This is a genomic window from Polynucleobacter sp. 80A-SIGWE (genome assembly GCF_018882295.1).
Lineage (GTDB): Bacteria > Pseudomonadota > Gammaproteobacteria > Burkholderiales > Burkholderiaceae > Polynucleobacter.
Genome location: NZ_JACVOR010000001.1, coordinates 720,202 through 746,322, shown reverse-complemented (window position 1 = coordinate 746,322; position 26,121 = coordinate 720,202). Strand labels below are relative to the sequence as shown.

The 26,121-nt window shown below is 47.6% G+C and carries 21 protein-coding genes; 9 read left to right on the top strand and 12 right to left on the bottom strand.

The window, feature by feature from the left end:
• The first annotated feature begins 16 nt into the window (after positions 1-16).
• Positions 17-2,209 (top strand): cyanophycin synthetase, encoded by a 2,193-nt coding sequence (cphA, locus tag ICN25_RS03890; RefSeq protein WP_216179166.1) that lies wholly within the window; start codon positions 17-19, stop codon positions 2,207-2,209.
• Positions 2,210-4,780 (top strand): cyanophycin synthetase, encoded by a 2,571-nt coding sequence (gene cphA / locus ICN25_RS03885; protein WP_216179164.1) that lies wholly within the window; start codon positions 2,210-2,212, stop codon positions 4,778-4,780.
• A 100-nt stretch (positions 4,781-4,880) separates the two neighbouring features.
• On the opposite strand, the gene ICN25_RS03880 is transcribed toward cphA (ICN25_RS03885), so the two are convergent.
• The 6 genes from ICN25_RS03880 to ICN25_RS03855 form a co-directional block, all read right to left on the bottom strand.
• Positions 4,881-5,891: a class 1 fructose-bisphosphatase gene (locus ICN25_RS03880; RefSeq protein ID WP_216179162.1), complete on the bottom strand. Its 1,011-nt coding sequence runs from the start codon at positions 5,889-5,891 to the stop codon at positions 4,881-4,883.
• Between the two features lie 54 nt (positions 5,892-5,945).
• Positions 5,946-8,564 (bottom strand): aminopeptidase N, encoded by a 2,619-nt coding sequence (gene pepN / locus ICN25_RS03875; RefSeq protein ID WP_216179160.1) that lies wholly within the window; start codon positions 8,562-8,564, stop codon positions 5,946-5,948.
• 33 nt (positions 8,565-8,597) lie between these two features.
• The gene (locus ICN25_RS03870) at positions 8,598-9,173 is read right to left on the bottom strand and encodes a TMEM165/GDT1 family protein (protein ID WP_216179158.1); all 576 of its coding nucleotides are present in this window, start codon (positions 9,171-9,173) and stop codon (positions 8,598-8,600) included.
• A gap of 74 nt (positions 9,174-9,247) precedes the next feature.
• Complete coding sequence (ald, locus tag ICN25_RS03865; RefSeq protein WP_216179156.1) at positions 9,248-10,366, bottom strand: alanine dehydrogenase; 1,119 nt, start codon at positions 10,364-10,366, stop codon at positions 9,248-9,250.
• 10 nt (positions 10,367-10,376) lie between these two features.
• Positions 10,377-11,702, bottom strand: a complete 1,326-nt coding sequence (locus ICN25_RS03860; RefSeq protein WP_304609532.1) for an amino acid permease — start codon at positions 11,700-11,702, stop codon at positions 10,377-10,379.
• Positions 11,703-11,974: 272 nt separating this feature from the next.
• Positions 11,975-12,757: a ThiF family adenylyltransferase gene (locus ICN25_RS03855; protein WP_216179152.1), complete on the bottom strand. Its 783-nt coding sequence runs from the start codon at positions 12,755-12,757 to the stop codon at positions 11,975-11,977.
• A gap of 22 nt (positions 12,758-12,779) precedes the next feature.
• Here ICN25_RS03855 and pdxH point away from each other — a divergent pair, with 22 nt between their 5' ends.
• Complete coding sequence (gene pdxH, locus ICN25_RS03850; protein WP_216179149.1) at positions 12,780-13,415, top strand: pyridoxamine 5'-phosphate oxidase; 636 nt, start codon at positions 12,780-12,782, stop codon at positions 13,413-13,415.
• 20 nt (positions 13,416-13,435) lie between these two features.
• On the opposite strand, the gene msrA is transcribed toward pdxH, so the two are convergent.
• A complete protein-coding gene (gene msrA, locus ICN25_RS03845) occupies positions 13,436-14,008 on the bottom strand; it encodes a peptide-methionine (S)-S-oxide reductase MsrA (RefSeq protein ID WP_216179147.1) in 573 nt (190 codons plus the stop codon).
• A gap of 51 nt (positions 14,009-14,059) precedes the next feature.
• Between msrA and ICN25_RS03840 the strand changes: the two genes are divergently transcribed.
• From ICN25_RS03840 to ICN25_RS03830, 3 genes are all read left to right on the top strand, one after another.
• Positions 14,060-15,463: a coniferyl aldehyde dehydrogenase gene (locus tag ICN25_RS03840; protein WP_216862860.1), complete on the top strand. Its 1,404-nt coding sequence runs from the start codon at positions 14,060-14,062 to the stop codon at positions 15,461-15,463.
• A gap of 251 nt (positions 15,464-15,714) precedes the next feature.
• On the top strand, positions 15,715-17,268 hold the full coding sequence (locus ICN25_RS03835) for a DEAD/DEAH box helicase (RefSeq protein ID WP_216179145.1): 1,554 nt from the start codon (positions 15,715-15,717) through the stop codon (positions 17,266-17,268).
• A 2-nt stretch (positions 17,269-17,270) separates the two neighbouring features.
• Entirely contained in the window at positions 17,271-17,843 is a 573-nt protein-coding gene (locus ICN25_RS03830) for a chorismate lyase (RefSeq protein WP_216179143.1), read from the top strand.
• Here the strand turns inward: ICN25_RS03830 and ICN25_RS03825 are convergent.
• Entirely contained in the window at positions 17,840-18,649 is an 810-nt protein-coding gene (locus ICN25_RS03825) for a uroporphyrinogen-III synthase (protein WP_216179141.1), read from the bottom strand. The genes ICN25_RS03830 and ICN25_RS03825 overlap by 4 nt on opposite strands.
• A 22-nt stretch (positions 18,650-18,671) precedes the next feature.
• Complete coding sequence (gene hemC, locus ICN25_RS03820) at positions 18,672-19,652, bottom strand: hydroxymethylbilane synthase (RefSeq protein ID WP_216179139.1); 981 nt, start codon at positions 19,650-19,652, stop codon at positions 18,672-18,674.
• A 43-nt stretch (positions 19,653-19,695) separates the two neighbouring features.
• On the opposite strand from hemC, the gene argH reads away from it, so the two are divergent.
• From argH to ICN25_RS03805, 3 genes are read left to right on the top strand one after another with little or no spacing between them, the layout of a single operon-like run.
• Positions 19,696-21,114, top strand: a complete 1,419-nt coding sequence (gene argH / locus ICN25_RS03815) for an argininosuccinate lyase (RefSeq protein ID WP_216179137.1) — start codon at positions 19,696-19,698, stop codon at positions 21,112-21,114.
• Positions 21,115-21,119: 5 nt separating this feature from the next.
• Positions 21,120-21,671, top strand: a complete 552-nt coding sequence (locus tag ICN25_RS03810) for a TRAP transporter small permease subunit (RefSeq protein ID WP_216179135.1) — start codon at positions 21,120-21,122, stop codon at positions 21,669-21,671.
• On the top strand, positions 21,668-23,200 hold the full coding sequence (locus ICN25_RS03805; protein WP_216179133.1) for a TRAP transporter large permease subunit: 1,533 nt from the start codon (positions 21,668-21,670) through the stop codon (positions 23,198-23,200). The genes ICN25_RS03810 and ICN25_RS03805 overlap by 4 nt, the downstream gene beginning before the upstream one ends.
• Before the next feature lie 17 nt (positions 23,201-23,217).
• On the opposite strand, the gene ICN25_RS03800 is transcribed toward ICN25_RS03805, so the two are convergent.
• The 3 genes from ICN25_RS03800 to ICN25_RS03790 form a co-directional block, all read right to left on the bottom strand.
• A complete protein-coding gene (locus tag ICN25_RS03800; RefSeq protein ID WP_216179132.1) occupies positions 23,218-23,481 on the bottom strand; it encodes a Txe/YoeB family addiction module toxin in 264 nt (87 codons plus the stop codon).
• On the bottom strand, positions 23,471-23,728 hold the full coding sequence (locus ICN25_RS03795) for a type II toxin-antitoxin system Phd/YefM family antitoxin (protein WP_216179130.1): 258 nt from the start codon (positions 23,726-23,728) through the stop codon (positions 23,471-23,473). The genes ICN25_RS03800 and ICN25_RS03795 overlap by 11 nt, the downstream gene beginning before the upstream one ends.
• Before the next feature lie 116 nt (positions 23,729-23,844).
• Positions 23,845-26,112, bottom strand: coding sequence for an arginine/lysine/ornithine decarboxylase (locus tag ICN25_RS03790; protein WP_216179128.1), 2,268 nt, complete (start codon positions 26,110-26,112; stop codon positions 23,845-23,847).
• Positions 26,113-26,121 lie beyond the last annotated feature (9 nt).

Sequence of the window (26,121 nt, the reverse complement as noted above, 5' to 3'; positions counted from 1 at the left end):
ACCCCCCATTCCACATATGCCCCAATTACTAGATAAAACCATTGAGATCTTGAGTGTCAAGCATCTCCGCGGCCCCAATATGTGGACTTACCATCCTGTTATTGAAGTTTGGCTCGATATTGGTGAATTAGAGGACTTCCCTTCTAACCTCATCCCTGGGTTTTATGACCGACTCGTCAAAGCACTCCCTAGCCTCCAAGAACACCGCTGCAGCTATGGCGAAGCTGGTGGATTTCTCAAAAGAGTAGAAGAAGGTACATGGCCTGCTCACATCCTTGAGCACCTGACCCTGGAATTACAAAATTTAGCCGGCATCCCCGGCGGCTTTGGTAAAGCACGTGATGGTGATCGTCGCGGAGTTTACAAAGTCATGGTGAGTGCGATTAACGAAGAAGTTACTCTCACTGCACTCAAATACGCTCGTGACCTGTATCTTGCTTTAGCCCAAGACACTAAAGATCCTGTTGCTCTTGTGAGCACGATCATTGAAGAATTGCGCGAGCTTGGTGACGATCTATTGCTTGGGCCAAGTACAGCCTGCATTGTGAATGCAGCAGAAGAGCGCGGTATTCCCTCTATCCGCCTATCTGAAGGCAACCTAGTACAACTAGGTTATGGCGCTAAGCAGCGTCGCATCTGGACTGCTGAAACAGATCAAACCAGCGCAATCGCTGAAACAATTTCTCGCGATAAAGATCTTACTAAGAGTCTTTTATCTAGCGCGGGAGTCCCTACGCCTGAAGGCCGCACCGTTACTAGTGCCGATGATGCATGGGAAGCAGCACAAGATATCGGCCTGCCAGTTGTAGTCAAACCAATTGATGGCAATCACGGTCGCGGTGTTTTTATCAACCTCTACACCCAACAAGAAATTGAAGCGGCCTATGCCGTTGCAATTGATGAAGGTAGCGAAGTTTTAGTAGAGCGTCACATTATTGGTGACGAACATCGCTTGCTAGTGGTTGGCAACAAAGTGGTTGCAGCAGCTAAAGGCGAAACTGTTTGGGTTACCGGTGATGGCAAACATACCGTGCTTGAACTCATTCAGACCCAAATTAATTCTGACCCACGTCGCGGCACTACTGAAGAATGTCCACTCAATCCAGTACGCATTGATTCTGCAGTGGAGTTAGAGCTTGCGCGTCAGAAACTCACTGGCGCAAGCATTCCAGCATTGGATCAAAAAGTACTCATTCAAAGTAATGGCAACGTTGCATTTGATGTCACCGATTTAATTCATCCGGAAGTAGCTAGCCAAGTAGCTTTAGCCGCTCGCGTAGTGGGGCTGGAGATTGCTGGCGTTGATCTAGTTGCACAAGACATTAGCAAACCATTGGATGTGCAGAATGCAGCCATTGTTGAAGTGAATGCTGGCCCAGGTTTATTGATGCACTTGAAACCTGCCAGCGGCAAACCTCAACCAGTTGGCAAAGAAATTGCGAATCATCTTTTCCCGCCAGGCACTGATTTCCGCATTCCAGTAGTTGGTGTCTGCGGTGCTCGCGGCAAAACTCCTGTTGCTGAAATGATTGCCCACTTCTTGCGACTCACTAATTTGTATGTTGGATTGTCTTGCAGCAAGGGTTTGTTTTTTGGTCATCGCTCAATTCAAAAGAGCAATGCTGCCAACTGGGAAAATGCCCGTCGCACTTTATTAAATCGTGCAGTTGAAGCAGCTGTGATCGAGAACAACAATCTATCGATGTTGATAGAAGGTCTTGCTTATGATCGCTGCCAAGTTGGCGTTGTTTTGAATGTAGATCCAAAAGCCAACTTCCCTCAATACGCCATCTACGATGAAGACCAAGTGTTTAGCATCGTTAGAACGCAAGTAGATGTGGTCTTGCCAACAGGTGTTGCCGTACTTAATGCCGATGACCCAATGGTTGCGAGCATGGCAGAACTCAGTGATGGTGAGGTGATCTTCTTCACCCAAGACTCAACATCCGCTATTGCGCAAGAGCACCTTAAAAATGGTGGTCGTGTAGTGATGATTGGTAATCAACAAATCATTCTCAAATCTGCCAAGCATGATCAAAAGAGTATTCCAGTGCCGCGTAACTGTGAGCCTAGCGCCAGTGAGCCATGGAAACCGATGAATCTTGGTGCTGCGATTGCTGCAGCTTGGGCCTTAGATATTCCGTTCAACGTAATCGAAGCTGGTGCTGAAACCTTTGTTTCTGATGCCAGCATTCCAGTAGGGGTTTAATTGGAAATCACCCGTATTCGCATGTTGCGCGGCCCGAATTTGTGGAGCCGCCACACAGCCCTAGAGGCAATTGTTTCTTGCGATGAAACAGAACGCTCTATCGACTCAATCCCTCAGTTTGAAATCAAGATTCGCGAACGCTTTCCTCAATTAGGCAGCATGCGTCGTGGTGGACATAATGAAATCCTCTCACTCGCACACGCTCTTGAACATGCTGCTTTAGGCCTTCAGTCACAAGCAGGCTGCCCAGTAACCTTTAGCCGCACAGTACAAACCGTTGATGTTGGTGTCTATCAAGTCGTAGTGGAGTACACCGAAGAAGTTGTTGGGCGCATGGCCTTTGACTTTGCCTTTGGATTAATCCAAGCAACACTCAATGATGTGCCATTTGATTTAGCAGCCGCCCTCTCTGAATTAGAGGCTTTGTATGAAGATGTGCGCTTGGGACCAAGCACCGGATCTATCGTAGATGCTGCCGTACAAAGAAATATCCCCTATCGCCGCATGACTGAGGGCAGCATGGTGCAGTTTGGTTGGGGTAGCAAGCAAAAGCGTATTCAAGCTGCCGAGACTAGTGACACCAGCGCAATCGCAGAAGCCATTGCGCAAGACAAAGAGCTCACCAAGAATCTATTGGCAGCTGCGGGCGTTTCTGTTCCGATTGGCGAAGTGGTTACTACTGCTGATGATGCGTGGCGCGCCGCCCAAAAAATTGGCGGTCCGATTGTTCTTAAGCCTAAAGACGGCAATCAAGGCAAAGGTGTTGTTGCTAACATTCAAACTGAAGCAGAGGTACGCGCAGGCTTTGTAGTTACCCAAGCCTTTGGACGTGAAACCATTGTTGAGCGCTACCTACCTGGTGCTGACTACCGCTTGCTAGTAGTTGGTAATCGCCTATCTGCTGCAGCTCGCCGCGAACCCGCTCAAGTAGTTGGCGATGGCAAACATACCGTATCTGAACTAGTAGAGCTAGAAAATAAAAATCCATTGCGCGGTGATGGCCATGCAACTGCTTTAACCAAAATTCGTTTTGATGACATCGCTCTTGCGCATTTAGCGAGCAATGGCTTAAGCCCACAGTATGTTCCCAAAACTGGTGAGCGCGTTTTACTTCGCAATAATGCCAATCTCAGCACTGGCGGCACCGCCACTGATGTGACTGATGATGTTCATCCAGATGTAGCTGCCAGCGCAATTGCAGCCGCCCAAATGATTGGTTTAGATATTGCTGGTGTCGACATTCTGTGTGAGGCAATTTACAAGCCTTTAGAGACCCAAGGTGGCGGCATTGTTGAAGTCAACGCTGCACCAGGCCTACGTATGCACCTCAAGCCTTCCTATGGCAAGAGCCGCCCTGTTGGCGAAGATATCGTCAACATGATGTATCCGCTAGGTGAAGATGGTCGTATTCCAGTTGTAGCTGTGACAGGGACTAATGGCAAGACCACTACTGTTCGCCTGATTTCTCATTTACTGAATGAGACTGGTTTACGCGTTGGCATGACGACTACTGATGGCGTATATATCAACCATCGCCTAATTGATTCCGGTGATTGCAGTGGCCCTAAGAGTGCACGTAATGTCCTCATGCATCCTGATGTCGATGCTGCCGTATTAGAAACAGCTCGCGGTGGAATGTTGCGTGAAGGTCTCGGATTCGATCGTTGCGAAGTTGCTGTTGTGACTAATATTGGTGAAGGTGACCACTTAGGTCTTAACTACATCACTAGCGTAGAAGACTTAGCGATTCTGAAACGGGTCATTGTGATGAACGTTGCACCAACAGGCGCTGCAGTTCTGAATGCTGCTGATCCGATAGTCGTGAAGATGGGCGATGTTTGCACTGGTCGTGTAATTTTCTTTGCACAGAATCAACACCACCCTGTCATTGCAGCCCATCGTGCTAAGAATAAAAAAGTAATCTTCTTTGATGGTACCTATATCGTCTGTTCAAAAGGAGCACGCGTACTTTTCCGCTTCCCTGTAAGCGAGATTCCGCTGACTCAAAATGGCGTTTTAGGATTCCAAATTGAAAATGCGATGGCCTCTATTGGTGCTGGCTGGGCTTTAGGTCTAGACGCTGAAAAGATTGCGCGTGGACTTCATTCTTTTGAGAGCTCGGCTAATGCAGTGCCAGGACGCTTCAATCAATTCCAGCACAAAGGCGCTACTGTGATTGCTGACTATGGTCACAACCCAGATGCCATGCGCGCTTTAGCAAGCGCTATTGAGGCTATGAAGCCTAAGAAGAGTCACGTAGTGATTAGTGGTGCCGGCGATCGTCGCGATGAAGATATTCGTGATCTGACCCGCATTCTGGGCAATAGCTTTGACAATGTCATCCTCTATCAAGATCAGTGTCAGCGTGGCCGTGAAGATGGAGAGGTTCTTAAGCTTCTTCAAGAAGGCTTGGTAGGCACTAAGAAAGCTAAACAGGTTAAAGAAATTACCGGTGAATTCCTCGCCATTGATACCGCCCTCAATGATTTATCTGCTGGCGATATTTGCCTAATCCTGATTGACCAAGTAGAAGAATCTCTGGCCTACCTTAAAGAGAAGGTACAACCCTAATCCTTTGGTTGATTTTCAGGTGATCATCTGAAATACAAAAAACCCAATCAGTGATTGGGTTTTTTTAATTTACTACCACCTAAGAAATATTGGCAGCCAGTTATGCCTGAGAGTGATAGTGCTGGAGGCGCTCAATCTCTTCCTTAGATCCCAACATGACAGAGACACGCTCATGCAGCTCGGTGGGAACCATATCCATAATCAGTTGATCACCATTGGTAGATGCGCCACCAGCCTGCTCTACCAAGAAGCTCATAGGGTTTGCCTCATACATCAGACGGAGCTTTCCTGGCTTATGGGGCTCACGTTGATCCCATGGATACATAAAGATACCGCCACGCGATAAAACACGGTGCACATCAGCAACCATGGATGCGATCCAGCGCATATTGAAATCTTTATCACGCTCTCCACTCACACCAGCTAAGCACTCATCGACGTAGCGACGGACAGGCTCAGCCCAGTGGCGCATGTTCGACATATTGATTGCGAATTCTTTGGTTGAGTGAGAAATCTCTACCGCGTGCTTAATTAAAACAAATTCACCAGTTACTTTATTGAGGGTGAACATCACTACGCCATCACCCAGAGTTAATGCCATGGTAGTTTGTGGGCCATACACAACGTAACCAGCTGCCACCTGGTGACGGCCTGACAATAAGAAATCTTCCGTCTGTAATGGCGCCGCAGGATCTTGCTTCTTGAGTACAGAAAAAATAGTGCCGATGGATACATTCACATCGATATTTGAAGAGCCATCCAGTGGATCAAATAGCAATAAGTAATCACCAGTACCTTGAACCGGGAGCGGTAACTCCATTTCTTCAGAGGCTAGACCAGCCAATGATTTACATCCCTGTACGCCGTCAATTAATAAGTCATTGGCAATCACATCCAGTTTTTGCTGAACTTCGCCCTGGACATTGCCAGTGCCAGCAGAGCCCAGCAAGCCAACCAAGGCACCTTGAGCAACTTCATGACTCAAGGTTGAGCAAGTATCAGCAACTGCTAATAGCAACTCTTGTAGGCCCGCAGGGATGTCAGCACCCTTCACCTTGGTAGTAGTCAGGTATTGCTTGAAATTGGTATTAAAAGTACTTGAAGCGCTCAAAAGGAGTTTCTCCGTGATGGGTTTATTTCTGAATAGACTCTATTTTGCCTTGTTCTAGCCGGCTGAATTGCCTAAAGCCTTAGAAACCACCTCTTTCACATCTGCGGAGAGGGTTTCGCATGCTGCCACCCGCCTTAGGGCTGACAGCATCTGCTCCTGATAAATCGGAGCAAACTGACGCCAGCGATCCAATCCCCTGGCCAAACGAGCGGCAACCTGGGGATTGATTGGATCCAAGGCGAGAACGGATTCAGCCCAAAATGCATAACCGCTACCATCCATTTGATGAAAGCTAGCGGGGTTATTCATACAGAAAGCATGAATCACGCTACGAACCCGGTTGGGGTTATTCATTTTGAAAGCTTCGTGCTCACGCAAACGCTTGACTTCACTCAAGGTGGATTCAGCGTTCGCTACTGGAGGTCTACTCGATTGCAATGCAAACCACTTATCAATCACTAAAGCATCATCAGCAAATCGGGTATAAAAATCTTCCAAACAAGCTGCCGCTGATTTGCATCCATGAATCACTAAGCCAGCTAAGGCGGCGTATCGGTCAGTCATATTGTCAGCATTCTGATATTGATTGACGGCCATAGGTGCCCAGATCAATGGATCGGCTTCGAGCAGCATGCTGAGTGCAAGATTCTTCAAAGCACGCTTGCCAGCACTTGCTGCATCAGGATTAAATGGTCCTGGTGTTTGCATCTGTTGATAAAGAGCCGCCCACTCAATTCGCAACTCGCTCGCAATAGCGTGACGGAAAGCGCGACGGGCAGCATAAATCTGTTGGGGATCAACGCTTGCGCACTGTTCATATAGATAGGTCTCGGCAGGCAAAGTCAGTGCCAGCTCTTTGAACGCCGGATCCAACTCCGGATCAGTCAAGAGAGTGCGGTAAGCCTCAATCAGCGCCTTATCAGGCAAGCGATTATCCAAAATCATTTGCATTGCCAGTTTCTGACCGGCTTCCCAGCGATTAAAAGCATCGTCATCGCTCGAGAACATAGTTAGCAGGTCGGCCTCACTTTGATCAAAATCTAAATTGATCGGGGCTGAGAAATTGCGATTGATTGATAGCACTGGGCGACTTGTAAGCTGATCAAAAGTCCAGGTTTGCTGATCTTGAGTTAACTCCAATAATGCCTCAACCAGATCATTCTCTGGGGTTAATAAACGCATCCTCAGTGGGATATGGAACGGCTTGCTATCTTTGTTTACCGTATTTGCTGCAGGACTTTGCGTCAAAGTAATTCGATATTGCTTTGTGTCCGCATCGTAGGACTCTTGCACCTTAACCTTGGGGGTACCCGCTTGGCTATACCAGTTCTTAAACTGGGAAAGATCACGGTCATTGGCATCAGCCATCGCCGCCAAGAAATCATCACAAGTAACTGCTTGGCCATCATGACGCTTGAAGTACAGATCCATGCCTTTGCGGAAACCCTCAACACCTAATAGGGTTTGATACATACGCACGACTTCTGCACCCTTCTCGTACACGGTCACAGTGTAGAAATTATTAATCTCCTGGTATTCATCTGGGCGAATTGGATGCGCCATCGGACCCGCATCTTCAGGGAACTGAAGTTGGCGCAATAAACGCACATCTTCAATACGCTTAACTGCCCTACCGGACTCGCTACCCATTTGATCAGCAGAAAACTCTTGGTCACGGAATACAGTTAAACCCTCTTTAAGGGATAGCTGAAACCAATCTCGACAAGTCACTCGGTTACCAGTCCAGTTGTGGAAGTACTCATGGGCTACTACGCTTTCGATGTTGGCAAAGTCAGCATCCGTTGCAGTTTCTGCTTGGGCAAGAACATACTTGGTGTTGAAAACATTGAGGCCCTTGTTTTCCATCGCACCCATATTGAAATCGCCTACCGCCACAATCATGAAGCGCTCGAGATCAAGTTCGAGACCGTAGCGCTTTTCATCCCAATGAATCGAAGCAATTAACGAGTCCATGGCATGGCGGGTCTTTTTCAAGTCATGTGGCTCAACCCAAATCTGCAATAACTTTTTTGCACCGCTGCTTGTGGTGATAGTTTCTTCAATACACTCGAGCTTTCCGGCGACCAAAGCAAATAAGTAAGACGGTTTTGGAAATGGATCTTCCCAAACAGCGCTATGCCAACCATTCGGCAATTTTTCAGTACTAATGAGGTTGCCATTGGATAGCAATACCGGGCACTCTGCCTCACGAGCACGAAGAGTGACGCGATAGCGCGCCATCACATCTGGTCTGTCAAGGAAGTAAGTAATCTTTCTGAAACCCTCAGCTTCACACTGGGTAAAGAAATTGCCGTTTGAGACATACAGACCCATGAGTGAAGTATTTTTCTCGGGTACACAAACGCAGATGATCTCAACAACGAAAGCTTGCTTACCTTGATTGGGCAGTGCATGAATCGTTAACATTTCTGGGGTCAACTCAAACTGACGGTGGGCTTCACCATTAATACGCAAACTCACAAACTCGAGCTCATGACCTTGCAATACCAAAGGCGTACCAACTTCATGACCAGCACCAGGAAGAACCTCTAGGCGACTCTTCACAATCGTCCTAGCGGGATCTAAAGCAATGTCTAACTCAACCTGGGAAAAGGTGTAATTGGGAGCGCGGTATTCGAGCCTGCGAAAGCTCTGTGGCAGATCAGTTTTCATAGGGCAATTTTAAGCCCCCTAGAAAAATTCAGCCTAAGCCCAAACGAGGGTGAAAATACCAATGGCAATGAAAGTGACGGCAGCTACAGCATGCACCCACTTAATGGGCATACGCTTGGTAAATTTCTGCCCAATCCAGACTGCTGGCGCATTAGCCAACATCATCCCCAAAGTGGTGCCAACTGTTACTGAAAAGACATCAGAATATTTAGCGCCGAGGGCAATCGTAGCGATTTGGGTCTTATCCCCCATCTCCGCCAAGAAAAAGAGTCCAACCGTCAACATAAATACTTGCAAGGCTTTATCAGCCACCTTTGACCCACCAGCATCATCAATGTGATCAGGCACCAATAGCCACAGACCAATTCCTAAAAAACTCAAGCCCAAGACCCACTTCAGAAGATCTGGGTTGATAAAAGTAGTTAACCAATGGCCTAGCAATGCTGCACAAGCATGATTGGCAATCGTCGCAATGAATATCCCACCAATAATGGCAAGCGCCTGCTTTGGATAACGCGCAGCCAACATCAAAGAGAGTAATTGGGTTTTATCGCCCATCTCAGCGAGAGCGACTACACCAGTAGAAAGTGCTAAAGCAGATAAGTCCATGCTCTTAATGATAGAGGAAAGCTTGGGAGCACAGACTCCCAAGACATTCACTCATGACAACTTAGGTGGAGCAACTAAGCAGCTAGCAACTCTTCCGCTGATACAAAGTCGACTTTTTGTGCCTTAGCTACTGGCTCAGAGGTGAGATTACCTCGATGCACACTCAAGCCATTTCGCAGATGATGGTTATGTGAAAGGGCTTTCACCATTCCACTATTTGCTAAGGCCTCAATGTACGGGTAAGTTGCATTCGTCAAAGCAAAGGTGGATGTTCTGGCAACGGCTCCTGGCATATTTGCAACGCAGTAGTGCAGCACACCATCTACGATAAAGGTAGGATCTGCGTGAGTAGTAGCTTTAGACGTCTCAAAGCAGCCGCCTTGATCAATTGCCACATCCACTACTACTGCACCCGCTTTCATTTTGCGCACCATCTCTCTGGTCACTAGCTTAGGGGCTGCAGCGCCAGGCAACAATACGGCACCAATCACGACATCCGCTTCACATACCTCCAACTCCACTAAAAGTGGATCAGCATAGAAGGTTCTTACGCGATTGCCATAGAGCATATCAATCTGTCTCAAGCAATCAATGTTGCGATCAAAGATGCAAACATCTGCACCCATACCAACTGCCATCTGCAAAGCGTTGCGCCCCACTACACCCGCACCTAATATGACTACCTTTGCAGGTGCCACTCCAGGCACACCCGCCATCAAGATACCCAAGCCGCCATTTGTTTTTTCCAAATGCGAAGCCGCCGCCTGAATTGACATCCTGCCCGCAACTTCACTCATTGGGGCTAACAATGGCAGGGCACCGCTACAAGAAGTAACAGTCTCATAGGCGATGCAACTCGCGCCCGAGGCAAGCAGCGCCTTAGTTTGCTGTGGATCTGGGGCTAGATGCAAATAAGTAAACAGAATTTGATCTTCACGCAACATCGCACACTCTTGTGGCTGAGGCTCCTTCACCTTCACTACCATATCTGCTTTTGCAAAGACTTCAGCAGCGCTATTGATCAAAGTAGCGCCAGCTAAGCGATAGGATTCATCGCTCAGACCAATTTGCTCACCAGCTCCTCTCTGCACTAAGACAGAATGACCTTGCTTACATAAACCCCTCACATTACCCGGGGTTAAGCCAACACGAAATTCATTATTTTTTACTTCTTGAGGTACGCCAATAATCATTTATGTCTCCTTATTTGAATTCACGACTCAGTTTTGTTTTGCGATGCAGGCCAACGATGTAGAACATGGCTAGATACACGCCCAATAAACACGGACCTAAAACCAGTGCAATCCGTGCATCCTCATGAAAGCCCATTAACACCACTACCAAGGCAATGAATGCCAATGCGAACCACGAGGAATAGGGCCACCAAGGCGTGCGATATGCCAATTCAGCAACCTGGGTTTTTGTAAGAGAGCGACGAAATTGAATTTGGGTGAGCAAGATTGCAATCCATACCATCAGCCCAATAAAGGTAACTGCAGCCATGACGTACTGAAATGCCTTATCTGGAACAAAGTAGTTGAGCACCACACCGGTCATACAAACTGCGACTGTCGACATCACCGCACGATGTGGCACGCCATATTTGGATAACTTGGCAAATGGCGAAGGTGCATAGCCATTCACTGAGAGCGCATATAAGAGGCGTCCGCCACTAAAGATGCCGGCATTACAGGATGACAATGCGGCAGTAATGACTACGAAGTTAATGATTCCAGCGGCTTCACGCAAACCAATCCGCTCAAACATCACTACGAATGGACTACCTTGTTGACCAACTTCATTCCAAGGAAAGATCGCTAAGATAACGAGGATTGCACCCATATAGAAAATCAAGATGCGCCATGCTAGAGAATCAATTGCCATCGGAATAGTCTTGCGAGGGTTCTCTGCTTCACCAGCAGATAAACCAATCATCTCAATACCAACGTAAGCAAATAAGACCATCTGCAAGGAAAGCAGCATTCCACTAATTCCATTAGGGAAGAAGCCTCCGTGCTGCCATAAGTTACTGAAACCAATGGGATTCCAATCATTTGTAAAGCCAAAGAAAATGACTGAACCACCCAATGCAATCATGGCAACGATGGCAACTACTTTGATGAGAGCAAACCAAAACTCAAATTCACCAAATACTTTTACGGCGATGAGATTGATCAGACCCATCATCAAGATGGAAGACAAAGCCCAGATCCACTGAGGTGTCTCAGGAAACCAAATGGTCATGTAGATGCCAACAGCAGTCACTTCAGCTATTCCGACAACAATCCAATAGGTCCAGTAACCCCATCCAACCATATAGCCCGCAAGCGGCCCTACGTAGGTATTGGCATATGCCGCAAATGAACCTGCGACTGGCTCATGCACCGCCATCTCACCTAAAGCGCGAAGGACGATGAAGGCAACAATGCCAGCCAGTAGATATCCCAACAAGATTGAAGGTCCCGCGATCTGAATCGCGCTTGCCGAGCCTAGAAATAATCCAACCCCAATAGTCGACCCCAATGCCATGAGGCGAATGTGCCGCACTTTGAGGTGGCGCTGTAAACCAGTTTGTTCAGTCTGCAAAAGAGACCTCCTTTCGATTTGTCGTTGGTAAATCACCAACGAGGCAAAGTCTAGGGAGGACTGCGCATCTACACTAGGGCAGAAAAATACGAAAAGTATTTATACAAACAAATTTGATGCGTAAGAAATGGATGTGCTAGGTAGGTACTAGCCCATTAGCAAATTAAGAAATTTGGGATGACATCAGAATCAGTAATTTCCTACAGGGATTCCCCTTAAGGATTTACTGGCTGATTTGAAGAAATCACTTGTTGGTCAGCAATTAGATTTAAAACTTCGGCGGCTGCAGCCAAACCACAGGCTGCAGTAACCATCACTGTGGAGCCGTAACCAGAACAAGCAAGCCCACCGCTAGCAACTCCTGCGCGAGGCTCGTGTGAGTAGATTGCGCGTATACCAATCTTTCTCTTCAGATTTCTAGAGAAGCCATGATCCTGTCTGAGGCCTTGACGTACTTTTGCTAGTAACGCATCTTGCTCCGTTCTAGAAAGATCATCACATCGCACAGAGGTAGGATCTGACTTTCCACCAGCAGCACCACACATCACTAAAGCTCGCTGATTTTTGTTTGCCCAAACCGCTAAAGCAATTTTGGTTTGCACTGAATCCGTAGCATCTAAAACAATCGCATTTTCAGGAATCAAAGTATCCAGATTTTCTGGCTCCAAAAATGCATCATGTGTAGTGAGCGTAATTTCAGGATTAATTTGACGAATGCGCTCAGTCATGGCTTGTACTTTTGCTTTGCCATACTCACCTTCAAGCGCATGTAACTGACGATTGGTGTTGCTTTCGGCAATGTGATCAAAATCAATTAAGACAAGATGGCCGATGGCGGTACGAGCTAAAGCTTCAGCAGCCCAAGAGCCTACCCCACCCAATCCAGCCACGACGACTGTGGCATCTCGAAAACGCTCACGCAACTCTGGTCCATATAGCCGGGCTACACCCCCAAAGCGACGATCTCCCACACTGTCTTCTATCTTGTCTTCTGCCATAGCTTCTCTTTATACTGAAAAAATGGACTCCATCGCTCAACTCCGCAAAAACTATACCTTTGGCCAGCTTTCAGAGACTGAGGTTCCGCCCAATCCACTGAGCTTGTTTCAGGTTTGGTTTGATCAAGCCGTCAAAGCGGAATGTCCTGAACCCAACTCAATGACTTTGGCAACAGCAGATACAGCAGGCAATCCATCAGCTCGTATTGTCTTACTAAAAGGTGCTGATGAGGCTGGCTTTACCTTCTTTACCAATTATGAAAGCCAAAAAGGCAAAGATTTGGCTGTTCGCCCTCATGCTGCTTTGTTATTTCATTGGCATGAACTAGAACGCCAGGTTCGCATCAAAGGAATGGTTGAGCGTGTTAGCCCTACTGAGAGCGACGAATACTTCCACTCCCGCCCAGCAGCTTCCCGAATTGGGGCTTGGGCTTCGCCACAAAGTGCTGAGATTCCCAATCGCGAATTTCTTGAAGAAGCTGAAAAACGTTTCGCAGCTGACTTTGGGGATAAGCCGCCAAGACCTGAACATTGGGGTGGTTATCGCTTACACCCTACTGAAATTGAATTCTGGCAAGGTCGACCCTCTCGCCTGCATGATCGCATTCACTACCAACTTGAAGGTGCGCACTGGCGTATTGCTCGCCTAGCGCCTTAATAGCTTCACCAGCACTTACACTAGCGAAACTCTGACGCAATCAGAGATTGAAACTTTGATCTAAATTTTGCCAACTTAGGAGCAACTACTGCCATGCAGTAGCCCTGCCCTGGATGCTGACGAAAATAATTCTGGTGATAATCCTCGGCTGGATAAATAACCGGCGCCACATCAATTTGCGTCACCACTGGATTGGAATAGATTTTCGCCTCCTCCAGCTCTTTCACTACCTCATGAGCGGTTGCGCTTTGGCTATCGCTATGAGTAAAGATCACTGAACGATATTGGGTGCCGTGATCATTACCCTGATAGTTCAAGGTAGTTGGATCATGAATAACAAAAAAGATTTCCAATAAATCACGGTAAGAGACCAGCGCTGGATCAAAATAGACGTCAACGATTTCAGCATGCCCTGTTTGACCCGAGCAAACAGACTCATAGTCAGGGTTTGGCATCGCTCCCCCTGCATACCCTGAAACTACTGCACTCACGCCAGTGATTTGCTGGTAAACCGCCTCTAGGCACCAGAAACAGCCGCCTCCCAAAGTGGCGCGTTCAAGGCTTGGCTGGTTTTTGAGGATAGTTTCGTTCATACCTTTATCCTAATACCTTATTCAATCGTTTGCTTGCCCCACATAAAACCCATGTCGATAAATCGCTTCACACTCCAATTAGATGAAATCAAGGCTGCTTATGCTGCAGAACCCAACCCTACTCTAGAGGTTCGCCTCGAGCGAATTGGGCGCATTGAGCAAATGATTTCTGCCAATGAAGAAAAAATCTGCAAAGTCTTGGCTGCAGACTTTGGTATTCGTCACTCAATTGAGAGTCAGCTTCTGGAATTTCAGATGATTTATCAAGCATGTAAGCATGTTCGCAAACATCTCAAAGAGTGGATGAAACCTCAGTTGGTCACAACACCAGGATTCTTAGGCTCATCTCACGCTTGGACTCAAATGCAAACGATGGGTGTCGTTGGCATCATGAGCCCTTGGAATTACCCCGTGCAACTGGCGCTGGTTCCAGCCATTGCAGCATTTGCAGCAGGTAATCGCGTTTGGCTAAAGCCTTCAGAAAGAAGTTCGCGTACATCCGGATTCTTGGCAACATTGATCCAAGAATATTTTCACCCTAGCGAATTTTGCGTGAGCATTGGTGGCACGGATGTTGCCGAATCTTTCGCGGCACTCCCCTTTGACCATCTCTTTTTTACGGGCTCAGGAGAGATTGGTAAGAAAGTGATGCGTGCAGCTGCAGATCATCTCACACCGATTACCCTTGAGTTAGGCGGTAAATCGCCGGCGATTGTCGATTCCTCAGCCAAGCTCAAAGATGCTGCCGCTAGCATCATTTACGGCAAGCTGGTGAATGGCGGACAAACTTGTATTGCGCCTGACTACGCAGTGGTTCATGCAAGTGATTGCGAGGCATTTATTCAAGAGTTACAGAATGCAGCTCAAAAACAATTCTCCAATCCAGAGGGATTGACTGGTGCGATTGATGAGCAGCAACTAGCGCGTTGGCATCAACTAGTTCAAGATGCGGTAGATCGTGGGGCACAAGCAATTCCACTCATCCATTCTGCTGATAACACTGAGTTGCCATTCACGCCTGTGGCACTCTTCAATGTTTCTGAAGATGCACTCATCATGCAAGAAGAAGTTTTTGGACCTATCTTGCCAGTTGTGGCAATCAACGATATCGACTCAACAATTCGCTACATCAATGAACGTTCAAAGCCATTGGCTCTGTACTGGTTCGGCAAAGATAAAAAGGTGATGCAACGCATTCTGAATGAGACTCGCTCTGGTGGCGTAACAATCAATGACACGCTATTGCACGCAGCTATCGAAGATTTACCGTTTGGCGGCATCGGTGCAAGCGGTATGGGCGCCTATCATGGCAAAACCGGTTTTGAGGCGTTTAGTCATCGCAAATCGGTATTAGAAGTTCGAGGTTTCTTTGGACTCAATTTCTTAAGCGGTACCAAATTGGCTAGACCACCCTACGGCAAAGGTGTTGAGCGCTTACTGCGCTGGATGCGTTAATCGAATTACTTGCAATTAATTCGGGAAAACCCTTGTAATTAGCATCTTAAAATGCCATAATGGGAGGCTTTTTAAAGCAATTTGATTCATCGCCCCCCAGCTATATTTCAGCGTACCGTTTAGAAGTCATAAACAACAAAGTTTAAAAAACGCGCTGCCGCCTGTCTGATGGTCGATGCCTTTGACCATCACACTCAAAAAAACAAAGAGTGTATACACGGAGACATCCCTTAAAGGGGATGTGTAATAGCATGACTTTTTCTAAAGAAACCAATCCCTCTGGAAATGATTTCCAGAATTTCGCCCTCGCGGCGCCACTCCTTAAAAACGTTGCTGAACTGGGTTATACCCAAGCCACTGAAGTGCAAGCTCAGGTTATTCCTGCGGCTCTCGCTGGCGGTGACTTATTGGTCAGCAGCCAAACTGGTAGCGGTAAAACCGCAGCCTTCTTATTGCCTTTGATTAATCAACTCATTGAAGACAACCCAAATGGCTCACCTGTACCAGGCCGCGCACAACCTAAAGTGTTAGTGCTCTGCCCTACTCGTGAATTAGCTCAGCAGGTTGCCGCAGATGCAGTGAACTTAGTTCGCGGCATGAAGGGTATCCGTATTGCAACCGTCATGGGTGGCATGCCTTATGGCAAGCAAATCCAAGCGCTGAAAGGCGCATTGTTAGTTGTCGCAACTCCTGGTCGTTTGCTCGACCTAACTGACAGCAAAGCAATTCGCTTAGATGATGTCAAACAGCTCGTTATCGACGAAGCCGATCGCATGCTCGACATGGGATTTGCCGATGATCTCGAGGCAATTGATAAGCGTTGCGCTGCTCGCACTCAAACCTTGATGTTCTCTGCAACTTTTGCACCGAAGATTATGTCTTTGGCAAATGAATTGACTACTAACGCTAAACGTATTGAGCTTGCTCATGCTGGCGAAAAGCACGCAAACATTGAGCAGAAGCTCCACTGGGCTGACAGCATGTCACACAAGCATAAATTGCTTGAGCACATTTTGGCTGATGCCTCTTTGGATCAAGCGGTAGTTTTTGCAAGCACTCAAGTTGAAAGCGAAAAAATTGCTGACACCTTACGTGCCAATGGTTACGAAGCTAGCGCCTTACACGGTGCAATGCCTCAAGCTGTTCGTATGCGTCGTCTTGAGTCTTTGCGTAAAGGTCACACCAAAATTTTGGTTGCGACTGACGTAGCGGCTCGCGGTATTGACGTGCCACGTATTAGTCACGTGATTAACTTTGGCTTGCCAATGAAGCCAGAAGACTATACGCATCGCATCGGTCGTACTGGTCGTGCGGGTCGTAATGGTGTTGCTATCACTTTGGTTGAACATCGTGATCGCGCCAAGATTCGCAATATCGAACGCTTTACACAGCAAGACATCGTTGCTTCTGTTATCGCCGGCCTTGAGCCACAAGCCAAGCCTAGCTTTGGTGGTGGCGGTGGTCGCCCAGGTGGCGGTCGCTCTGGTGGTGGCTTTGGGGGCGGCAATCGCTCTGGTGGCGGTGGTGGTCGTTATGGCTCAGGCGCTCGTTCAGAGTCTCGTTCTGGTGGCGGAGGCGGTGGCAATCGCTCAGGCAATCATTTCGAATCTCGCTCTGGTGACTCACGTCCATCCGGCGATTCACGTCCTGCTGGTGGTAATCGTTTTGCCGATTCACGCCCTGCACGCTCTGGTGACTCACGTCCTGCTGGTGGCAATCGCTCTGGTGACTCACGCCCGTCCGCTGGTCCACGTTTTGCTAAACCAAAATCTGGCGGTCAACGTAGAAACTTTAGCGGTAGCTAAAAATGGTTCACCGTCGTCGTCTCCGTTCTGCATGGAATCGAGTCGATTCCGGTGAATTGCATCAAGCGCCACGCAAGTGGCAGTCTTGGCTCAGCGATACCGGTTCTTTAACCCAAAAAATTGAACGTGCAATTGGACAAAAGCTAGAAGTTCTAGTTTTGCGAGATTGCCGTCAAAACCTAAATAGCGACGAGAGTCGCTATTTTCATTTCAAGATTAAACGTTGTCGCATCAGGGAAGTATTGCTGTGTGCCGACGGCATTCCGCTGGTGATGGCGCATAGCATCATCCCCAGCACTAGCTCGAGTGGCAGTAACCACGAGGTTTTGCGCCTAGGTAAAAAGCCTTTAGGTGCAGTTCTATTTGCCAAAACACGCATGCACTCCAAACAGAAACCATTCCGTGAAATTGCTCGCTTAGATCAGCAAAACGCTTTATGGAAAAAATGCTTCCAGCAATATCCAGAGTTGCCATCAGTTAGCTGGGCAAGACGGACGCTATATCAACTTAAAGGGCGCCCACTCTTAGTGAGCGAAGTCTTTCTGCCGGCACTACTTAACTATCCTAATAATTAAATAGATAGCCAAGCTTGTGATGCAGCAATCAAAGCCTCATCGCCAGGCTCACAAGTAAATACTTCACCAAAACCAATTTGCTCAGCAGCATCAGTAATATTGTGATGCGGGCAAATGGCTGTTGCGAGATCGAGTGGCAATTTTGCTTGCCCTAAATAACGCACTGCTTCAGATGAAGTGAGAAGCCAAAGTGCTTTAGCAAAATCCATCTCATGAATTTCCTTCCAGGCAGGACTATTGAAATCCAAAGGTACGCGCGCATAAACTGAGAAGGCTTCAACTTGCGCACCAGCATGCTTCAAAGTATCAGCCAGCCAATCGCGCCCACCCTCACCTTTAAAAATGATCACTTTCTTGGTGGACCAGTCCCATTTCAGCTTCTGCAATTCAGCCCATAAACCTTCGGAATCCCATTGCGTATTGTTCTGAGGAAGAATGACTGTCGTGGGATTGCTCTCAACACCGATGCCATGATTTTTGAGGGCTGCCATGCTACTGCCTCCCATAACCCCAACAGGCACGGGCTTACCAGATAAATCTGGCCAAGATTGCTCGAGTAAACGCATCGTGCATTCAATTGCATTTGGACTAACGAAAATTGCCAGGTCTGCAGTCTTGAGTGCAGTAGTGATCTGCTCCAGCAAAACATCATCACCCTTCGGAACAATCGTCAGTAGGGGTAAAGAAATGATCTGAGGGAAGGTTTCTTTCGTAAACCCGCTATCTACTAGACTTACCTGCAACGCTTCTGACAATTGGCGCGCTTGTCCGCTTGGACGAGTAATGACAATGGTCTTAGTGCTCATTAGAGAATTACCTTGTTACCACTTACTTTGGCAACCCGTTAGGCAATAAACGCTCAGCGCCTTGAGAAATTAGGTCACGCGCAACTGAGAGACCCAACGCTTCTGCGTCTTCCAAACTCTTTACCGCACCTTGGGCACTAGCTAAGCAACTTGCAGTGCCATCAACGCTAGCCACAAAAGAGCGGATGTTCATATGATCATTATCCCAAGTAGCATAAGCCGCTAAAGGCACTTCACAAGAACCACCTAATTGGCGTGACACCATACGCTCAGCAGTGACAGCATAAAGAGTTGGCAGATCATTGAGAGGTGATAGCCACTCTTTGATGTTGGGATGCTTGCTAAGGGTTTCGATGCCGAGTGCGCCCTGTCCAGCAGCTGGCGTATATGGATCAATCGGTAACAGCGCACGAATACGGCTTTCCAAACCAAGTCGCTTGAGACCAGCAGCAGCCAAAATAATGGCCTGATATTCGCCACGATCGAGCTTACCCATACGGGTATCTAAATTGCCACGCAATGGCTGAATCACTAAATGTGGGAACTTGGATCTCAGGACCGACTCACGGCGCAAGCTTGATGTGCCCACTACCGCACCTTTTGGTAAATCTTCTAGGCTCGCAAAGTCATTAGAGACAAATGCATCATGCGCATCCTCCCGCGCCATCACGCAGGACAAATCAAAACCCTCGGGCATGACCATGGGCACGTCCTTCAGGGAGTGCACCGCCAAATCAGCCCGACCATCCTCCAAGGCAGTTTCAAGCTCTTTCACAAATAAGCCCTTACCGCCCACTTTAGAGAGGGCCTTATCCAATATTTGATCGCCTCGGGTAGTCATTCCCAGGATCTGCACGTCGCACGCTGGATAGAGCTTTTTAAGGCAATCCCGGACGTGTTCCGCCTGCCACATGGCAAGGCGACTCTCACGGGAGGCAATTACCAGACGCTTAGGGGTGGCGGATACGGGGGATGTGGAGCTAGAAATAGGGGTTTGGGACATAACATTTAAAATAATCAAAGACCTACACCAATATACTGCGTTTATGAGCTCATCAAAAAATTCCCTCGCCAACAAAGCCCAAGCTTGGTCGGCCCGTTTTAACGAACCCGTTAACGAACTAGTTCAGCGTTATACAGCCTCTATTGGCTTTGATCAACGCTTTGCCTTGGTTGATATCGCTGGATCTTTGGCTCATGCTGAAATGCTGGCTACCCAAAAGATTATTAGCGCTCAAGATTTGGCGGATATTCAGAAGGGTATGGCTCAGATCAAAGGTGAAATTGAAGCTGGTGAATTTAACTGGCAACTCGCCTTAGAAGATGTGCACCTGAATATCGAAGCTCGCCTCACTGAATTAGTTGGCGATGCTGGCAAGCGTCTTCATACTGGTCGCTCACGTAATGACCAAGTAGCTACGGATTTACGTCTGTGGTTACGTGGCAGTGTTGATCAAATCGCCGCTACTCTCAAAACTTTACGTATCGCCTTGCTCGATCTTGCTGAGACTCACTCGGCTACGATCATGCCCGGCCATACTCACTTGCAAGTAGCGCAACCCATTACTTTCGGTCATCACTTGATGGCTTACTACGAAATGTTTAGTCGCGATGCAAGCCGCTTGGCTGATTTACGCGCCCGCTTTAATCGCCTACCTCTGGGTGCGGCTGCTTTAGCCGGTACAACCTATCCGATCGATCGCGAGCAAGTTGCCAAGACCCTAGGTTTTGATGGCATCTGCAATAACTCACTTGATGCCGTATCTGATCGCGACTTTGCGATTGAGTTTTGCGCCTTTGCATCCATCCTGATGATGCACGTGTCTCGTCTATCTGAAGAGCTAGTGCTGTGGCTTAGCCCACGCTTTGGCTTTATTGATTTACCGGATCGCTTCTGCACTGGCAGCTCGATCATGCCTCAGAAAAAGAATCCAGACGTACCTGAATTGGCTCGTGGAAAAACTGGTCGTGTGTATGGCGACTTGATTTCTTTATTAACTTTGATGAAGAGCCAGCCATTGGCATACAACAAGGATAACCAAGAAGACAAAGAGCCTTTGTTTGATGCAGTCGATACCGTACAAGATACATTACGTATCTTTGCTGATATGGTGCCGCATATTCAGGTTAAAGCAGATGTAATGAAGGCTGCTGCTGAAGAAGGCTTCGCAACGGCAACCGACTTAGCTGATTACCTAGTTAAAAAAGGTTTAGCCTTCCGCGATGCCCATGAAGCAGTAGCCCATGCTGTTAAGGCCTGCGTTGGCCGCAACTGCATGCTCACCGATCTATCTCTTCCTGAATTGCGCTTTGCTTGTGGTCTAGATAATCGCCCTGAGATGATGGGTGATGATGTCTTTGCCCTCTTGACTGTTGATGGCTCTGTTAACTCTCGTCAACATGCTGGTGGTACCGCCCCAGCACAAGTACTTGCTGCGATCAAACGGGGTCGTGCAGATCTCTAAACTGCATGGGCTTTTGGGGAACACTCTCAACAGGAATTGACCGCCTAAATCAATTCCTGGGCAAGATTGCTAGCATCATGATCTTGCTATCTTGTGTAGTGTCAGCTGCCAACGCCGTACTCCGCTATAGCTTAGACATGAGCAATAACTGGCCACTGGAATTGCAGTGGTATTTATTTGCTGCAGCTGTGATGCTCGGCGCCTCATACACCCTCAAACGCAATGAACATGTCCGAGTTGACTTAATTTACTCGCAGCTTTCTGATCGCGGTCGCCTTTACATCGACCTTTTTGGTTTGATTGTCTTTTTAATGCCAGCCTGCATCTTATTTGCCTGGCTATCTTGGACAACATTGTTTTATCCCTCATGGTTAGTCTCAGAGCATTCACTCAATGCAGGCGGTTTGTCACGCTACCCCATTAAGTTTGTTGTACCTTTTGGTTTCTTCATGCTGAGCCTGCAAGGCTTATCCGAAATCATTAAACGCATTGGCGCACTCAGAGGCAAAGAAACATTGCCCGCCGCCGATCTCCATTATGAAAAGCCCATGCAATGATTCCACTTGAATGGATGCCACCGCTTATGTTTGGCGGACTCATTGTGTTTATGTTGATCGGCTTTCCGGTGGCATTCTCTTTGATGGCTGCAGGCTTATTTTTCGCTGGCATTGCGATTGCTGAGAATTTCTTTGGCATGCCGTTTTTACAAGCGATCCCTCAACGCATCTTTGGCAGCGTCCTGGCTAACGACTTACTACTAGCAATTCCCTTCTTCACTTTCATGGGTGCCATTCTGGAACGCTGTGGTCTTGCCGAAGAAATGCTGGACTCGATGGGTCAACTCTTTGGACGTATTCGGGGCGGCCTTGGTTACTCAGTGATTATTGTGGGATTTATTCTGGGGGCGATTACCGGCACAGTAGCTGCTCAGGTGATCGCTATGGCGATGATTTCCCTGCCAGTGATGATGCGCTACGGCTACAACATGCGCTACGCCACGGGCGTTTTAGCGGCTTCTGGGACCATTACCCAGTTGGTACCACCCTCTTTAGTGCTGGTTGTGCTGGCTGACCAATTAAAAACCCAAAGCGGCAGTGCCGATGTGGGCAGCATGTATCTGGGTGCCTGGGGTCCATCTCTACTACAAATTGGTCTTTTTGCCCTCTACACCTTTTTCCTATCTCGCTTTAGGCCTGGCTACTTACCCGCCGCACCCGAACACGAACTCACCCTCACAGGCTGGGCACTCTGGAAAAAATGCCTCATGGGCATCATTCCTTCGGCAGTGCTGATTTTCTTGGTGCTGGGAACCATCATGACTGGCATTGCGACGCCAACCGAGTCTGGCGCCATGGGCGCGATGGGTGCATTGCTCTTAGCCTGGATACGCAGGGCAAGCATTCCCAACCTGAAGGGATTAATACAAGAGGCATATCAAAACACCATGCGTATTACTGCGATGGTGGTCTTCATCTTGATTGGCTCAACCTGCTTCTCAGTTGTCTTCCAGGGTGTTGACGGCGGTCACTGGGTAGAAGAGTTGTTTTCTAATCTGCCGGGCGGTTGGGTTGGGTTCTTGGTGGTTGTGAACTTGTTTGTTTTCTTCTTGGCCTTCTTCTTAGACTTCTTTGAAATCGCTTTCATCGTTGTGCCGATGCTGGCACCAGTTGCAGTCAAGCTACTTTCACCAGTACTACTTGCCTCCATGAATGGCAATCCTCAAGCTGCAGCCAGTGCTGCACTGGTATGGTTTGGTGTCATGCTCTGTGTGAACATGCAAACCTCATTTATGCATCCACCATTTGGATTTGCGCTGTTCTATCTGCGTGGTGTTGCGCCGAAAGAAGTCAAAAGTAGTGATATTTATTGGGGCGCATTACCTTGGGTAGCCCTACAACTCATCATGGTTGTTGTAGTGGCAGCATTCCCAGCGCTAGTCACCACCTTCTTGGATAAGCCTGCAGCAGTAATTCAGAGCCAGGACTTTAATTTCACTGGGGGTGATGACGCTAAATCGGAGCCGCCTTCAAGCAAAGCGGATGAAGATGCACCGGTTGTATTTCAATTGGATAAGCCAGGCAAGTAGCGAGCCTTGAATCATGATCATTGATAGTGGTATCGGCACGCAATAATCACAAGTTGATTTTTCTCGATGGCATAAACAAGACGATGAACATCATCAATTCGCCTTGACCAAAATCCCGATAAACTTTCCCTTAATTCCTCAGGCTTTCCAATTCCATCCTCAGGATTTCGCATGGCATCTTTTATGAGTGCGTTAATGCGTTTTAAAGTTTTTTTATCTTGCCCTTGCCAGTAAACGTAATCAGACCATGCAGCACTTGTCCAAACAACCCTACTCAGCACCTACAAGAGCCTTTTCTTTGGTTTGCCCTTTGCGATATTGCGCCAATGATTTCTCCAAATGTTTTACGTTAGCTGGAGATTTTAATAAATGGAGTGTTTCCATCATGCTGTTATAGGTATTTAAAGACATCACCACAGCATCATCAGCATCCCTGCGAGAGATGATCGCTACATCACAATCACTCACCACTTGATCGATTACTTGTTTGAATTGGTTTCTTGCGTCAGAAAAATTAATTATTCTCATGGTCCAGCCTTACTTGTTCAATATATTGTACAAGTATAGTCAAAGCCTTATTCAGACACAAGTAAAAAAATACCCTGCAAATGCAGGGTATTGGAGGATGGTTTACTTAAGCTGGGTCACAGGGTGATATCCGGCTCTTGCCTCACGCAATCAACGTAGTACTCGCTGCGGCCATCAATATCTGCTTTAACCAAGCCGTGAATATCAGTTTCAAATCCAGGGAATCGCTCATTGAAGTCTCGAGCAAAGTAGAGATAGTCAATGATGCGTTTGTTGAAGCGCTCACCCGGAATCAGCAATGGAATACCTGGAGGATATGGCGTTACTAGCATTGCAGTAATGCGATCTTCGAGTTGATCCAAAGGAACGCGATCCACCTTTTTATGTGCCATCTTGGCCCAAGCATCTGAAGGCATCATCGCTGGCACCATATCTGATGTGTACATCTCCGTAGTCATACGGGCAACGTTACGACTCTTATAAAACTCATGAATCTGCTGGCAGATATCTTTCAGGCCAACACGCTCATAACGAGGATGTTTGGCAACAAACTCTGGCAGCACTTTCCACAAAGGAGCGTTCTTATCAAAGTGATCTTTAAATTGCTGTAGTTCGGTTACCAAAGTATTCCAACGACCCTTGGTGATGCCGATAGTGAACATGATGAAGAAGGAATACAAACCGCACTTCTCTACGATCACGCCGTGCTCAGCCAAGTACTTTGTAACGATGCTTGCTGGGATACCCATGGAACCGAAGTTACCTTCAATATCCAAACCAGGGGTGACGACAGTCGCCTTGATTGGATCAAGCATATTGAAGTCTTTAGCGACATTGCCAAAGTCATGCCAGCTGGCATTAGGCTCCAGAATCCAATCTGAACGCTCGCCAATACCTTCTTCAGTTAAATGATCTGGGCCCCAAACCTTGAACCACCAGTCTGCACCAAACTTATCATCCACCTCACGCATTGCGCGACGGAAGTCCATCGCTTCAGCAATAGATTCCTCAACCAGCGTAGTGCCGCCGGGAGACTCCATCATTGCAGCAGACACATCGCAAGAAGCGATGATGGCGTACTGTGGACTAGTGGAGGTATGCATTAGATAGGCTTCATTGAAGCAATCACGATCAAGCTTCGTATCCTCAGCATCCTGCACCAACACCTGAGAAGCTTGTGAGAGGCCGGCCAATAACTTATGAGTTGATTGGGTAGCAAACATCAAACTCTTCTTCGTACGCTTACGATCAGAGCCAATAGCATGCATGTCTTTATAGAAAGGATGGAATGCAGCGTGCGGCAACCAAGCTTCATCAAAATGCAATGAATCTACTTTGCCATCGAGCATTTCTTTAATCATCTCGACGTTGTAGACGATCCCATCATAAGTGCTTTGCGTGAGCGTCATGACACGAGGCACTACGGTCTTGTCTTTAATGAATGGATTGGCATCAATTTTCTTCTTGATGTTTTTCCACTCAAACTCTTCCTTTGGAATTGGGCCAATAATGCCAAGGTGATTACGGGTTGGCATCAAGAAGATTGGGATCGCGCCCATCATCGTGATCGAATGAATTACTGACTTATGGCAGTTGCGGTCAACTAATACCACGTCGCCAGGAGCGACAGTAGAGTGCCAAACAATCTTGTTTGATGTCGATGTGCCATTGGTTACAAAGAACAAATGATCGGCATTAAAGATGCGTGCAGCATTGCGTTCACTTTGTAATACAGGGCCAGTGTGATCTAACAACTGACCCAACTCCTCCACTGCATTACAAACGTCAGCACGAAGCATGTTCTCGCCAAAGAATTGATGGAACATGCGTCCCACTGGACTCTTTAAGAAAGCTACGCCACCGGAGTGTCCCGGGCAATGCCAAGAGTACGAGCCTTCAGAAGCGTAATTAGTCAGCGCTCGGAAGAATGGTGGAGCTAAAGAATCTAGGTAAACCTTTGCTTCACGAATGATATGACGTGCCACGAACTCCGGCGTATCTTCATTCATATGAATGAAGCCATGCAGTTCACGCAAGATGTCGTTCGGCATGTGACGTGAAGTACGAGTCTCGCCATACAAGAAGATTGGAATATCCTCATTGCGCTTACGCACTTCTGTAATGAATGCGCGCAAGTTATTTAATGCAGGTAAGTCATGGTCTTCAGAGTCAGAAACAAACTCTTCATCATCGATCGACACAATAAAGCTGGAAGCCCGGGAGGCCTGCTGGGCAAAGGATGTCAGGTCACCATAGCTAGTTAAGCCAATCACCTCCATACCCTCGTTTTCAATCGCCTCCGCTAGGTCGCGAATACCTGAACCTGAAATATTTTCAGAGCGGAAGTCCTCATCAATAATGATGATTGGAAAACGAAATTTCATGAGCACCCC